The 12,856-nt window shown below is 64.7% G+C and carries 12 protein-coding genes and 2 pseudogenes; 3 read left to right on the top strand and 11 right to left on the bottom strand.

What is annotated here, in order from left to right; translation table 11 throughout:
• Nucleotides 1-4: 4 nt before the first annotated feature.
• The 5 genes from AC5JCN_RS24605 to AC5JCN_RS24585 all read right to left on the bottom strand — a co-directional run bounded on the left by AC5JCN_RS24605 (nucleotide 5) and on the right by AC5JCN_RS24585 (nucleotide 2,920).
• On the bottom strand, nucleotides 5-1,264 hold the full coding sequence (locus AC5JCN_RS24605; RefSeq protein ID WP_495757781.1) for a phage major capsid protein: 1,260 nt from the start codon (nucleotides 1,262-1,264) through the stop codon (nucleotides 5-7).
• Nucleotides 1,265-1,307: 43 nt separating this feature from the next.
• Entirely contained in the window at nucleotides 1,308-1,898 is a 591-nt protein-coding gene (locus AC5JCN_RS24600; protein ID WP_495757780.1) for an HK97 family phage prohead protease, read from the bottom strand.
• Between the two features lie 10 nt (nucleotides 1,899-1,908).
• Nucleotides 1,909-2,070, bottom strand: coding sequence for a hypothetical protein (locus AC5JCN_RS24595; RefSeq protein ID WP_495757779.1), 162 nt, complete (start codon nucleotides 2,068-2,070; stop codon nucleotides 1,909-1,911).
• 182 nt (nucleotides 2,071-2,252) lie between these two features.
• On the bottom strand, nucleotides 2,253-2,441 hold the full coding sequence (locus tag AC5JCN_RS24590; protein WP_495757778.1) for a hypothetical protein: 189 nt from the start codon (nucleotides 2,439-2,441) through the stop codon (nucleotides 2,253-2,255).
• 173 nt (nucleotides 2,442-2,614) lie between these two features.
• Nucleotides 2,615-2,920 (bottom strand): phage portal protein, encoded by a 306-nt coding sequence (locus AC5JCN_RS24585; RefSeq protein WP_495757777.1) that lies wholly within the window; start codon nucleotides 2,918-2,920, stop codon nucleotides 2,615-2,617.
• Nucleotides 2,921-3,031: 111 nt separating this feature from the next.
• Between AC5JCN_RS24585 and AC5JCN_RS24580 the strand changes: the two genes are divergently transcribed.
• Nucleotides 3,032-3,637 (top strand): hypothetical protein, encoded by a 606-nt coding sequence (locus AC5JCN_RS24580; protein ID WP_495757776.1) that lies wholly within the window; start codon nucleotides 3,032-3,034, stop codon nucleotides 3,635-3,637.
• A 412-nt stretch (nucleotides 3,638-4,049) separates the two neighbouring features.
• On the opposite strand, the gene AC5JCN_RS24575 is transcribed toward AC5JCN_RS24580, so the two are convergent.
• The 6 genes and pseudogenes from AC5JCN_RS24575 to AC5JCN_RS24550 all read right to left on the bottom strand — a co-directional run bounded on the left by AC5JCN_RS24575 (nucleotide 4,050) and on the right by AC5JCN_RS24550 (nucleotide 9,872).
• On the bottom strand, nucleotides 4,050-4,406 hold the full coding sequence (locus AC5JCN_RS24575) for a hypothetical protein (RefSeq protein WP_495757775.1): 357 nt from the start codon (nucleotides 4,404-4,406) through the stop codon (nucleotides 4,050-4,052).
• Nucleotides 4,407-4,657: 251 nt separating this feature from the next.
• Nucleotides 4,658-4,933, bottom strand: a pseudogene (locus tag AC5JCN_RS24570) (phage portal protein); the annotation flags it as partial.
• Nucleotides 4,934-6,108: 1,175 nt separating this feature from the next.
• Nucleotides 6,109-6,435 carry a DUF6968 family protein gene (locus AC5JCN_RS24565; RefSeq protein ID WP_495757774.1) on the bottom strand — a complete coding sequence of 109 codons (327 nt, stop codon included), beginning with the start codon at nucleotides 6,433-6,435 and terminating at the stop codon, nucleotides 6,109-6,111.
• Nucleotides 6,436-6,824: 389 nt separating this feature from the next.
• Nucleotides 6,825-7,985: pseudogene (locus AC5JCN_RS24560) on the bottom strand (phage portal protein); the annotation flags it as partial.
• 161 nt (nucleotides 7,986-8,146) lie between these two features.
• Nucleotides 8,147-9,529 carry a DNA-packaging protein gene (locus AC5JCN_RS24555; RefSeq protein ID WP_495757773.1) on the bottom strand — a complete coding sequence of 461 codons (1,383 nt, stop codon included), beginning with the start codon at nucleotides 9,527-9,529 and terminating at the stop codon, nucleotides 8,147-8,149.
• Complete coding sequence (locus AC5JCN_RS24550; protein WP_495757772.1) at nucleotides 9,441-9,872, bottom strand: hypothetical protein; 432 nt, start codon at nucleotides 9,870-9,872, stop codon at nucleotides 9,441-9,443. Before AC5JCN_RS24550 ends, AC5JCN_RS24555 begins: the two co-directional genes overlap by 89 nt.
• Nucleotides 9,873-10,203: 331 nt before the next feature.
• Here AC5JCN_RS24550 and AC5JCN_RS24545 point away from each other — a divergent pair, with 331 nt between their 5' ends.
• Entirely contained in the window at nucleotides 10,204-11,241 is a 1,038-nt protein-coding gene (locus AC5JCN_RS24545) for a sugar ABC transporter substrate-binding protein (protein WP_495757771.1), read from the top strand.
• Nucleotides 11,242-11,335: 94 nt separating this feature from the next.
• The gene (locus AC5JCN_RS24540; protein WP_495757770.1) at nucleotides 11,336-12,844 is read left to right on the top strand and encodes a sugar ABC transporter ATP-binding protein; all 1,509 of its coding nucleotides are present in this window, start codon (nucleotides 11,336-11,338) and stop codon (nucleotides 12,842-12,844) included.
• The last annotated feature ends 12 nt before the right edge of the window (nucleotides 12,845-12,856 follow it).

The following is a 12,856-nucleotide window of genomic DNA, read 5'->3' as shown; positions in this document are numbered from 1 at the left end:
CTGTTCAGGTGGTGCCGAACTTCAGCAGCTTGATGGCATCGAAGTCCTGGATGCCGCCGCCGACGCGCTTGGTCGTGTAGAACAGGACGTAGGGCTTCACCGAATAGGGGTCGCGCAGGACGCGCACGCCCATCCTGTCCACGACGAGATAGCCTCTGCGAAAATCCCCGAGCGCGATCGAGAAGCTGTCGGCCGCGATCTCCGGCATGTCCTCAGCTTCCGCGACGGGAAAGTTCATCAGCGTTGCCGGCTGGCCGATGGCCGCGGGCGGATGCCACAGATACTCGCCAGTCGTCGCCTTCAGCTTGCGGACCGCCGCCTGGGCCCGTCGCGTCATCACGAAGGTGGCGTTCTGCCGGTAGCCGGGCTTGAGAGCGTAGATGAGGTCGACCAACGCATCGGAGGCGTTGGCAGCTGCGAAGTTTCCGGCCGCGCCTGACACGACGTAGCCCAGCTTGCCCCATGTCCAGGTGGCCTGTGTCGATTTGGGTGCCGTCATGAAGCCCGTGGGCTTGCCGACGCCGTCGCCATTGACGAAGGCGGTCGCCTCCTGCTCGGCAAAAACGGTGTCGACCTCCTCTGCGATCCACTGCTCGATGTCGACTGCCGCATCGTCGAGCAGCGTCTGCGTCGCCGACGGCATGGCGTAGATCTCCATGGCCGGGAAGTTCATCTCGGCGAGGACCTGGCTGGAGAGCTGCGGACGTGCCGCGGTTTCCGCGACCCAGCCTGCCCCCGGACCGGTGGTGGAGTAGGCCTTCTTGAACGTGCTCGTCGAAATCTCGCGCACTGAGGCGAGAGCCCGGATCGGCGAGATCGTCGACATGCGCCGCAGCAGCTCGCGCTCCACGGGAGGCGGCACGAGGAAGCCGCCATCCGGTCCAGAGCCGGCCGACAGGGAGGTCGCCTTCGCCTCCAGCGTCTTCAGGCCGGCCGCCTCGCCGCTGCGGATGTAGCGAGAGAAGGCTGCCTTGTGCTCGCGCAGCATCGGGTCGGACTTCTCCTCCTCCGAGCCGGCGAGAGCCGGGCGCTGGCGAGCCAAAGCGTACCGGTCCATGCGGCGCTTCTGCTCGTCGAGCTCGCGGTCGATGCGGGCGAGGCGGTCCTCGAGCAGTGGATCGGCCGCGCCGCGCAGCTGCAGTTCGCCGTAGGCTTCGTCCTGCGTCTGGCGATGAGCGCCCGCCGCGCGCTGCATCTCGTCGAAAGCGAGGTCGGGGGCGACCTTGGTCTCGAGTGCCGGACGCGTGGTTTCGGAAATGATCATGGAAACATCCTCGTTCTGAAATGAGCGTCCGGCGGACGCGGGATCAGGCGGCGGCCGCGCGACCGCCCTCGACGGCGAGCACCCGTGCCTGAGGCAGCAGCGGAAAGGTGACGAGCGAGATCTCCCAGAGGTCGATCCGGCTCAGGCGGCGGATGCCGCTGCGCGGATCGGTGCGGGCGCCGACGGCCTTGAAGCCGATGGACAGCCCATCGAGGGCGCCCTGGCGCAGGAGGGAGAAAACCTCCCTACCCCGGGCCACCCCGAGGTTGAGCGCACCGCGGACGAAGAGCCCGCGCGCGTCCTCGCGCAGCACGTGCCAGGCACCGATCGGCTGCGCCGGATCGTGCTGCCAGAGCATGCGCACGCCCGACGTGCCGCGGCGCGCGAGGCTCTCGGCGAAGGCGCCGCGCAGGACCATGTCGCGGCCGAGATCGACGACGTCGAACACGCTGGCATAGCCCTGGAACAAGGCGGCCCCGGCCTGCGTCCGCTCGAGCGGCGCTGCCGAGTCCTTGGTCTCCGCGGCACGCGGCGGCGCCCTCGGGATGGGGGCGAGCGGCACGCTGCGGCACGGCCCCGCGGGCCAGGACGGGGCGCTTCGCGCCGAGGGAAAGGGGTGGACGTGATCCTGCAAGCCGGCCTCCTCAGCCCTTTCTGAGGACACGCCGTCCCCGGGGCGGAGCCGGGGCGGGAGCCGCGACCGGCGAGGCGGCGGCCAGCCGACCGAGCACGTCGACGAAAGTGCTGATGACGGCGCCGGGGGCGGGACGCGCCTCCCCGCCGCCGGCCGCGATGGCTTGGCGCATGGTTCTTCTCCGCAATGACATGGTGCTGAAACAGAAAGGGCCGGCAGGACCGACCCCGGACCGCGGGTCTCCAGACCCGCTTCTTTGCCGGGACCGCGGGTCTTCAGACCCGCTTTTGTGTTGGACCGCGGGTCTTCAGACCCGCTCTTTCCCCTGAAGCCGAGGTCCGCCCCGGGCTTAGCCTAATTCCGATCGTCGAACCGGCTGTTGAAGCGCGCGAGTTCCCGGACGAAGTCATCGAAGCGCCGGTTGGCCCGGGAAAGCTCCTTGAGCAGCATCACCACCGCGCCGGACGAGGCTGCCGCCCACAGCAGCAGCGCGATGTCGGCGAGGTCGCCGCGCGTGACGAAGGCCTCGATGACCGAGTCCATGGTGTCCTCCCTGACTGTTCGTATCAGTACAATTGTTGCGGTCGCGCCTCGATACTGCGTTGTTTCGTCTGGCTGAAGAACAATGTTAAGTTGTTTTCTTATTTCGCCCAGTATGGCATCGGTTTTGACACCGGCCGCGGCGCTTAGAGCTCTTGGCGGCTACAGCTTCGGTCTTACGTAAAGGGCGTCGCCGGGAGTGCAAAGCGCACCGTCGAGGCACACACCGTGTAGTCCCACGCGGGCGGCCAGCCGTCGGCGCCGGGTACCACGCGCATCCGGTCCGGCCGCAGCGCGTAAAGCTCGCGCGGCACGCCCTCCAGCGTCACCGCCTCGGCGTAGGCGTTGCCGGAGAGTACGAGGTGTCCGTAGAGCGTCTCCAGGAAGGCGGCGGCGCCATCGCGCGGGTTGGGGCGTGCCAGCAGGGCGAGCACCGGATGGTCCGGTCGCTCCTCCTCGCCATCCGTGGCGTAGAGCGGCACCCTGGCTGCAGGCCGGAGGGTTCGTGGGGACCGAGCCAGCCGGGTCCTCTTGCAGGCTTATCCTGAACTGATAATCTGCGTCCGGCTTCACGTTATTCTTGTGAGATCGCCATGTCGTTCTTCTTATCCTTTGCGAAACGCTGCATATTGTTTTCGATGCTGACTTGCATCATGGTTGCATACACCTCGGCGGGCACCCCAGTACGTTTGGCGGAAGGCTTCACCTCGCCGCCATGGCCGCCGACCCGCAAGGGCTGCACGGTGCGCGGGCTTGGCCGCAATCCCGATCCGGCCTATCTGTCGGCGTGCTTCTATGCCTGGGAAAAGCTCATCGGGAACGACTGGGGCTTCGACCCATGGCCGCGCCAGCTGCTCGAACTCTATTCCACGCCATCGTTCCGCACGGCCCTCGCTGCAGACGAGGCAACATATCGCGCATCGCGCACCAGGATAGGCGTGGGCGGATTTATGGTGTTCTACTTTTTTGACGAGTTCCAAGGGCAACTGACCGATTTTGAGGTCTTGGGGGCACGATTTGACCCAGAAATAGGTGTCGCAGAAGTCCGCACGACGTTGCGGGGTTTCGAGCAGAACCTCTATGTGCAATTTGCCCGTCAAGGTCCGGCATGGCGGGTGAACGACATCCTTCCACATTACGACCGGGACAAGAACGGTAAAACGCTGCGGGACTACCTGTCTGTCGAAAAGAATTACTGACGTATCCCAAACTGCTTTAACCTATACATGCGGTAGCTTGGTCCATAAGTCTTGGCTCTGGACTGGCTGGGCCGCCGATCTCACTTTTATCATGATCGCCACTCCTCACTGGCCCCAAACGGTCACGACTCGACCTGCTGGATTGAGTACAATTGTTGCGGTTGCGCCTCGATACTGCATTGTTCCGTTTAGCTCTTATTTAGTCCAGTATGGCATCGGTTTTGACACCGGCCGCGGCGCTTAGAGCTCTCGGCGGCTACAGCTTCGGTCTTACGTAAAGGGCGTCGCCCGGAGTGCAAAGCGCACCGTCGAGGCACACACTGTGTAGTCCCACGCGAGCGGCCAGCCGTCGGCGCCGGGCACAAGCCGCATCCTGTCCGGCCACAGCGCGCAATGCAGCCGGGACGCGAAATCAAGTCACTGCGAGCATGTTATCCTTTCCGAGGTCGATCGTTTCTCCTATGATGTCGGAAGCGTTGTTTTCGGGTACTCGGATTACGTATTCCAGCCTTCCCGCCAAAAATATTGCCTTCGCTGGAATAAGCTTTCGTTCAATCATTCCCATGTCAAAACCAGGCGGAAGCTCTTGCCACGGGCTGGTAGGCGACATTCGCACCGCCCTCGACAAAGCCCAATCAAATATCAGGATCCATTTTGATTTGCCGCCGACACTCGAAGCGAAAGCCTCACCCAACTCAATAACTTTATTAGATAAATTAATCTCGCTCGGATTTAAGAATCTATACTTTACGTCCATTTGATCGCTCATTTCATCCTCCCTTCAGTATTGAAATGGATCTCGGATGATGCCTGGCGCGCTACCTACACCTGTTCGCTTGATTATGCGCCCATTACCGCAATCATACCATGCCGAATACGTACCCTCCCCCGCTTGAGAACGACCACTGATGACGCGAATGTTGATAACAGCAGAAGCGAGTTGAACATTGGTTATAATACGTTCGTCCTCGTTACCTCCGACAAGGATACCATGCGACTATTAGCCTCCGACACCACTCCCACGCCGAAGGCAAGCGCGATCTCGCGCGCCGCGGCGTGCTTGGCCTCGACGAAATCCATGACCCAAAGGGTCCCCGGCAGGGTGCCCGTCCAATCAGAGACTCACGAGAGGGAGAGGGGCCGCCAGTCCAGCCCGCCTTCCAGCAGCAGCGGGCGCCCGGCGTTGAGCGCGCCCTGGAAACTCTGCTCAAGCTCCGCCTTCAGCCGCTCGAACTGCTCCTCGGCCAGCGGCATGACGGGCCGGCTCTCATTGATCAGGGCACCTCGGGCCGGGCGGATTTATTCATTCAAGAAAATCGTCACAGATCGTACAAATCCCATTTTGTCCTCGGCACGCCATGTTGAAGTAGCCAAATCTTCCGCTCAGCTTTGTCCGATGGTATGAGATTCAAGGTGACCATTATACCGAACCATTCTCGCCTTCTGAATGAGATACGTCCGGGCATGCCTGGCGTTATTACGAGACGGTCAGCGCTTGGCCAATTCAACTTAGTATCTGCTTGTTCAAGATCAGGCATAACGAGAACGGTTTCCGGGCTTTCTCCAATTCGGCTGAGTTCGACAATTCGATCGACGTACGTAACGAATCCCCCATCGGCGCAGATCCGAATACCAGTTACCGCGAACGTCGTGCCGTCTGGGGACGCCGTTTGCGATTCCCGACGCATCTCACATTGGGGCGGCCTCCAGAACAAAATGTCTGGCAGCGCGAACCACCCCGCGATTGCAGCCGTTGTGAGTACTGCGACCAGCAATACCCGCATCGAAGTCATCTTAAGACGTTCCTTTTCTATTTTCATGGAAGCAGATTGTATCCAATGACTGTGTTCAAGACATTTCTCTTAAGCGAATTTGTATATGTTTGGTCCATTTATTCGGCCCTAAACTTTGAAAACAACTTTGCGTAAGCATCCTCGATCGTCAGGCACGTTGCTAGATCAATCGCAGCTGCCTTACAGTAAATCCCGATGGCGACTGTGCTGTAGTCACGGAATTTTTTGTCGAAGGCTCCAGACTGTCTTTGCACGTCTCATTCGCCACCTGTTCTGAAATGTGCCAGTCCCATGAACTTGTACAGCTCACCCGAAGCTTCAGCGCCAAAATTTCTATTGTATTCAGCAAACACCTTTCCTTTTTCTCTGAAATAGTGTGGCGGTTTGCCTTCTGGGTACAATATCTCCGAGCCATCGATATTCTTCGCTTTTGATCCACTCGCGTCAATTAGTACTTTGGCGGCTTTAGAAAGGATGTCTGCATCACCGCCCTCGCTGCCTCCGGTGAGCGTGATTTTCGGCGTGCCGCCGGGAACGACCCCGCCTTCGTCCGCCCTCCAGCAGCAGCGGACGCACGGCGTTGAGCGCGCCCTGGAAACTCTGCTCCAGCTCCGCCTTCAGCCGCTCGAATGACGATACGGCCAGCGGCCGACCGTACGGCCGAAAACGCCGCGGTCGCTACAGTTCTTTATACCCTTTTGCTTTATCTCTGATGTACGCAGTCACCGGAAAACCGAAGTTCCCTGGCTTTCCTTCGCAAAATAACTGTCCGGCTTTGTTATAATCACTGAAATACAGGTCTGCTCCAACCATATATATTGCCAACACGAGTGCTTGGGCAGAATCGGAGCCTCCGATCTCCATAGAACGCGTCTTCTCTGGCCAATCTATTTCATACCGGCAGGTCCATGATTTCTCCCTCTTTATAGGAACATAGATCCTCACTTCTACTTCAGCCGTTGTTCCGCTTAACGAAAGTTCATAGCTGGTTTTTGCTGCAATCATTTTTTCACTCAGTAGCTAAGTGGTGGGATTGGCTTGCCAGAAATGCACGCTCCATACCGTTCCATTGCTTGCGCTCGGCAAGATCTCAACCCCACCATATCACAATGAAACATGTCTCGCGCTAGTTGTTCGTCACATTTGTCGGCGAATGCTCGGCTCAACCAGGATCTTGGGCCGCCGCCGGCTTCATTCCCAAGAGACCATGGTTCACTTTGAACCCCTTCTGCCAGACGGTCCTCCCCGTTGCCTCCGAAGATGACGTCTTGCGAAGACCCGCCTCCGATCTTGCCATCTCCCCCACCCCCGCTCGTCCACTGCCCGCCGTCGGAGTTCCCAGCCGAGACCCGCGGTTGATCCGGCGAATACTTGACGGCCGGCTCCACCGCCGCCCCATACCCCACCGCCGCGCGCTTTTCGTCGTTGGTCAGAAAGCTGGCGGCGCCGATGCGGGACCAGAGTTCGCCGCGCTCGGCGGAAAGCGCGTCGATGCGGTCGAGGTCGGGCAGCAGGCGCAGGCCGGGCTCGTCCGGGGCGAGCCAGGCTGCCAGGCTCTGCGCCGTGCGGCCCACCAGAGGCAGCACCGTCTGGCGCCAGAAGCCGCGATTGGCCTCGGCATAGTTGGCGAAGGTGTTGTCGCCGGGCAGGCCCAGCAGCATCGGCGGCACGCCGAAGGCCAGTGCGATCTCGCGCGCCGCGGCGTGCTTGGCCTCGACGAAATCCATGTCCTTCGGCGAGAGCGACAAGGGCCGCCAGTCGAGCCCGCCTTCCAGCAGCAGCGGCCGGCCTGCATTGAGCGCGCCCTGGAAACTCTGCTCCAGCTCCGCCTTCAGCCGCTCGAACTGCTCCTCGGCCAGCGGCAGGCCCTGCCGGCTCTCGTAGACCAGTGCGCCCGAGGGCCGGGCGGAATTGTCGAGCAGCGCCTTGTTCCAAGCGCCCGCGGCGTTGTGGACGTCCACCGCGTTGGCGGCGGCCTCGATCGGCGAGAGGCCGTAATGGTCGTCCACCGGGTTGAACAAAGTGAGATGCAGGATCGGCTGCACCCCCGCCTCCCGGCGTGCGAAGCGCACCGTTGAGGCACCCACAGTGTAGTCCCACGCGAGCGGCCAGCCGTCGGCGCCGGGCACGACGCGCATCCGGTCCGGCCGTAGCGCGTAAAGCTCGCGCGGCACGCCCTCCAGCGTCACCGCCTCGGCGTAGGCGTTGCCGGAGAGTACGAGGTGTCCGTAGAGCGTCTCCAGGAAGGCGGCGGCGCCATCGCGCGGGTTGGGGCGTGCCAGCAGGGCGAGCACCGGATGGTCCGGTCGCTCCTCCTCGCCATCCGTGGCGTAGAGCGGCACGCTGGCTGCGGCCTCCGCCACCATGCGGACGGCGCGGTGCACCACCGGGTTGCGCTGGTAGCCCTCGCGGGCGAGGTCGACGAGGTTGCGCGGCGTCCACACCGGCCGCCCCACCTGGTGGAGCGCCAGCAGCGGGCCCACGCGCGAAGTCTTGGCTTCGGGCGGACGCGCGGGTGCGGCCCGCCCGAGCAGGCGGTCGATCAGGCTCGGCATCGGAAACTCCGGAGGAAAATACGTCGCGGGGCTGCTTCGCATCGTCATTGCGAGCGAGGCGAAGCAAACCGGGCCTGTTCGCCCGTTCCGGCGCCGGCACGTCGATTGCCTCGTCGCTGTGCTCCTCGCAAGGACGAGCGGGCCGGGCTGGGTTGGGCCGGCTACACGCGCCTCACGCGCGGGCGGCCCTGGGGCGAGAGGGCGAGCGCGGTCACCGCCCAGACCAGCGCATCGAGCCGGTCTGGCGAGCGGCCGCTGGAGAGGCCGTAGCCGTCCGGCCCCGGGCCGAAGTCGCAGAGTTCGTCCTCCAGTGCCGGGAAGCTGCCGGCATGGCGCACGCGACCCTGCTCGTAGAGGAGCGCCACCGGCTCGGCCCGCACGGCCTTGCCGCGCGTCGCCCGCACCGGCGTCACGGGAACGCCGGGGTCCGCCTCGTTCAGCACCGCCAGGGCCATCTCGCCGCCCTGGTTGGTTTCCACAACCAGCGCGTCGGCCTCCAGCCTGCGGTAAAGGCCCATGGCGGCGGCGGCCCAGCCGGCGGGCCTTACGGAGCCGAGCGTAACGTCGGCGAGCACGTAGACGACACCGTCCGCGGCGATCCCCGCCCCGACGATCCCGCACGCATCGGCGCGCTTGCCGGAGGAGGCCGGCGGATCGACCCCGACCACGATGCGCGTCAGCGCGGGGGCGGCGTCGACCCGGCAGGCTTCGAGCAGGGCGCGGCTCCACAGCGCGTCGGCCCGTTCCTCGATCAGCTCGCCTTCGAGCTCCTGGCGCCCCAGCCGCGTGCCGGCATAGCGGCCGACGACCGTATCGAGGAAGCTCGGGGCGAGATTGTAGGCGTTGGCCCGCGTCGCGGCGCGCGTCACCGCCGTCAGCGGGTCGGCGACGAGCCTGCGCAGCAGCGGGATGGGCCGCGGGGTCGTGGTCACGACCTGCCGCGGCCGGTCGCCCAGCCTCAGTCCGAACTGCAGCATGTCCCAGGTCTCCTCGGCGTGCCGCCACTTGCCGACCTCGTCGAGCCAGGCAGCGTCGAATTGCGGGCCGCGCAGGCTCTCCGGATCTTCAGCGGAGAAGACATGCGCCACCGCTCCGCTCGGCCACACCAGACGGCGCCTTGTCGGCTCCCAGCGCGGCCTTTCGTCGCGCGAGTGCACGGCGAGCAGGCCCGAGGGCCCTTCCACCATCACCTCGCGCGCCGCGGCGAAATCCTCGGCGACCAGGGCAAGCCGCCCGGCGGGGCTGGTCGCGAAAAGGGGGTGGCCACAGGCCACCCCCCTCACCCATTCGGCACCGGCGCGGGTTTTCCCCGCCCCGCGGCCGCCCAGCACGAGCCATGCCGTCCACGGCCTTCCGTCCGCGGTCGCGTCAGGCGGCAGTTGGTCGGGCCTGGCGTAGAGCGGCCAGAGATCCTTCCAGAAGACGGTCTCGGCCGGGCTCAGCGTCGCCAGCAGCTCATTCTGCAGCCCTAGCCTGACGCAGTCGCTCCAGACGGCGAGCAAGCTCCTCGCGGAAAGCATCGATGTCGCGTGGGGGAGCATCATCGTCGGCCTCCTTCACAGGCCTGCGGCGGGGGGCGGCCCGCCGCGGCTTGGTCTCGGCGGCGCTGAGTTCCCTCACCATGCGCGCCAGCATGGCGAGCGTGCGGGCATCGCGCTCCATCGTTTCGGGCTCCGCGTCGAGAGCGGGCAGCCGGGCCTCGATTCCGGCGACGTGCCGTTCGGCCGCACTCCACAGCCGGCGGACGAGGGCCTTTCGCGCGACGGCCCGGGAACGGGCAGCCACCTGATCGGAACCCTCCGTGGTGCCCTTCTTTCCGGGGCAGGCCTTTGCAGGGGCGGTGGCGGGGTCTTGGCCGGGGACGTCACCATCAAACGTGTTGGTCATGGCAATCTCCTTCGGAACGCAGACGCGTGCCCGGCGGCCTTCTGGCGATCCGGGCGGCTCGCGTCCGGCTGCAACTGTGGAGAATGCCTGCACCCTAACGGAACAGCGTCACGCTGTCAATGACTATTTTCCTAATTCTTGATTTCTGTCTCAGGGCCCGAGCCGTGCGCCCAGCGCAAGGCGTCGCATCACGAAAGCCGGGCTTGGTCCGTTGCCAAATGGCATTCCTCGTACCTAAACTCAGGCGCGCAAGACGACGAAGACTCGCGCCAAAGCTGCAGCTCCGCCGGACATCCCGGACGGAACGCATCATTCCACGTGGGAGAAAGCAATGTCCAAGGACGAGGTGACGCCGCAGACGCGGCGCGATTTCATTCGGGCCGCCACCGTCTCGGCCGGCGCGGCCGCGGCCATCTTCGGCGGACTCGGCATCGATCCCGCGATGGCGGCCGAAACCGCTGCCGCAGTGGGCCGCTCCGAAAAGCCGCTCAAGGCCGCGTTCTCCAATGCCGGCCTGCAGGCCACCTGGTGCGCCCAGGGCAAGCAGGCGGCCGAGTACTGGGGCAAGCTGTTCAACGTCGAGGTCACCTGGTTCGACGGCCAGCTCGACGCGGTCAAGCAGCGCGCCGCCATCGACAACATGGCCTCGCAGAAGTGGGACTTCGTCGCCATTCAGGCCTTCGGCATTGGCACGCTGACCCAGCCCGTCCAGAAGATGATCGACGCCGGAATCCCGGTGATCGACATGGACACGCTGATCGCCCCGCTGGACAAGATCAATGTCCACTCCTTCCTCGCTCCCGACAACGAGTTCATGGGCGCGGCGGTGACGCAGGCGCTCGTGGCCGCGCTCGGCGGCAAGGGCAAGATCATCATGACCCAGGGCGCGCTTGGCCATACCGGCGCCCAGGGCCGCGCCAAGGGCTTCGAGTCCGTGGTCAAGAACAACCCGGGCATCGAGGTGCTGGACACCCAGCCCGCCGACTGGGACGTCACCAAGGCCTCCCGCCTGTGGGAGACCTACCTGACGAAGTACCCGCAGATCGACGCGGCCTTCTTCCACAATGACGACATGGCGCTGGCGGCGGCCCAGGTGATGAAGGCCCGCAACCGGACCAACATCCTGATCGGCGGCGTCGACGCCATGCCCCCGGCCATCAATGCGGTCGCCGACGGGCGCATGTACGCCACGGTCCGCAACCCGTCCTGCCGCATCCATGGCGGTGCCATCGTGGCCGGCGTGGCGGCCGTCATGGGCGGCGAGAAGACCGGGGCCGGCATTCCCAAGAGCATCGTGACGGACGGGCCGGTGGTTACCAAGTCCAATGCTGCCGGCATGCTCTGGATGCAGGATCACTTCCTGATCTGATCCGCGCGACGACGGGAGCCGGGCAACCGGCTCCCGTCCGCCACTGTCCCGCGTCCCGGCCACGCGCCGGGCGCTTCCCTCGCCAGCGAGTCCGATGAGCGAAGCCGCGTCCCCTGCCCCGCCGCGCCTCGAAATGCGCGGCATCTCCAAGTCGTTCGGCGGGGTCACCGCGCTGCGCGACGTCGATTTCGTGCTGAAGGCCGGCGAGATCCACGGCCTTGTCGGCGAGAACGGCGCCGGCAAGTCGACGCTGATGAAGATCATCGCCGGCGTGCACACCGAGTTCCAGGGCGAGATGCTGATCGATGGCCGCCCGGTCCGCTTTCACTCGGCGCGGGATGCGCTGGTGGCGGGCATCGGCATGGTCCACCAGGAGCTTTCCATCGTCCCGGACCTCTCCGTCGCCGAGAACGTCTATCTCGGCCACCAGCCGGTGAAGAACGGCGTGGTCGACTGGGGCGCCATGACCAGGGGCGCCCGCGAGCAGCTGAAAAGCCTCGGGATCGACGTCGACCCGAGCGAGCGGATCGGCTCACTTCCCATCGGGCTGCAGCAGCTGATCGAGCTCGCCCGGGTGCTGTTCTCCGGCGCACGCATCGTTATCCTGGACGAGCCGACCTCGGCCCTGTCTCCGCCCGAGGTGCAGATCCTCTTCGAGGTCCTGCGCAAGCTGCGCGAGAGCGGGCGCAGCATCATCTTTATCTCGCACTTCCTCGACGACATCCTCGCCATCTCCGACACCGTCACCGTGTTCCGCAACAGCCGGAAGGTGGCGAGCAGTCCCGTGCCGGCGATCGACAAGAGCTGGGTCATCGAGCAGATGATCGGGCTCGGCCACGAGGACCTCGAGGAAAGCTATACCGGGGCCATCCCGCTCGATTCCCGCCCCAATGCCCCCGTCGTGCTGTCGGCCCGCAACATCGGCTTCGGCCGTGCCTATGCCGACGTTTCGCTGGACGTGCGGGCGGGCGAGGTGCTGGGCATCTACGGCTTCATGGGATGCGGCCAATTGGAGCTGGCGCGCACGCTGTTCGGCAAGCTGAAGGCACAGTCCGGCCGGATCGAGATGGACGGCAAGCCCGTCGACCTCACCAACACCACCGCCGCCAAGCGCGCGGGCATAGCCTTCGTGCCGGAGAGCCGGCGCTCGATGCTGTTCTACGACGAGCCGCTCTACAAGAACGCATCGATCACGCTGCTGGAGCGCATCTCGAAGCTCTGGCTCAAGCCGGCAGTCGAACGCGACCTGATGAAGAAGCACATCGAGAGCCTCAACATACGCCCGCCCCGGGTGGACGCGCTGCTGGGGTCGCTCTCGGGCGGCAACCAGCAGAAGGTGGCGCTCGCCAAGTGGCTCACCTACCCGCCCCGGGTGCTCGTGCTCAGCGAACCGACGCGCGGCATGGACGTGGGGGCCAAGGACGACGTGGTCAAGATCGTGCGCAGCCTGCGCGACCAGGGCATCGGCATCGTCGTCGTCTCGGCCGAGCCGGAGACGGTGCTGTCGCTGGCCGACAGGATCCTGGTCATGAAGCGCGGGCGGATCGTGCGCGAATTCGCCAGCGAAACGATCAGCAAGGACAAGCTGCTGGAAGCGGCATGAAGGGATCTGCAG

This window comes from Alsobacter sp. (assembly GCF_059501845.1).
The sequence above is the reverse complement of the archived record's forward strand: the minus strand, read 5'-3'. Positions and strand labels throughout refer to the sequence as shown.

Coding starts and splice junctions, on each gene's coding strand:
- AC5JCN_RS24565 (WP_495757774.1), bottom strand. CDS start 6,435: ATGATTGCAGCAAAAACCAGCTATGAACTTTCGTTAAGCGGAACAACG.
- AC5JCN_RS24550 (WP_495757772.1), bottom strand. CDS start 9,872: ATGACCAACACGTTTGATGGTGACGTCCCCGGCCAAGACCCCGCCACC.
- AC5JCN_RS24555 (WP_495757773.1), bottom strand. CDS start 9,529: ATGATGCTCCCCCACGCGACATCGATGCTTTCCGCGAGGAGCTTGCTC.
- AC5JCN_RS24545 (WP_495757771.1), top strand. CDS start 10,204: ATGTCCAAGGACGAGGTGACGCCGCAGACGCGGCGCGATTTCATTCGG.
- AC5JCN_RS24590 (WP_495757778.1), bottom strand. CDS start 2,441: ATGGACTCGGTCATCGAGGCCTTCGTCACGCGCGGCGACCTCGCCGAC.
- AC5JCN_RS24575 (WP_495757775.1), bottom strand. CDS start 4,406: ATGAGCGATCAAATGGACGTAAAGTATAGATTCTTAAATCCGAGCGAG.
- AC5JCN_RS24605 (WP_495757781.1), bottom strand. CDS start 1,264: ATGATCATTTCCGAAACCACGCGTCCGGCACTCGAGACCAAGGTCGCC.
- AC5JCN_RS24595 (WP_495757779.1), bottom strand. CDS start 2,070: ATGCGCCAAGCCATCGCGGCCGGCGGCGGGGAGGCGCGTCCCGCCCCC.
- AC5JCN_RS24540 (WP_495757770.1), top strand. CDS start 11,336: ATGAGCGAAGCCGCGTCCCCTGCCCCGCCGCGCCTCGAAATGCGCGGC.
- AC5JCN_RS24580 (WP_495757776.1), top strand. CDS start 3,032: ATGTCGTTCTTCTTATCCTTTGCGAAACGCTGCATATTGTTTTCGATG.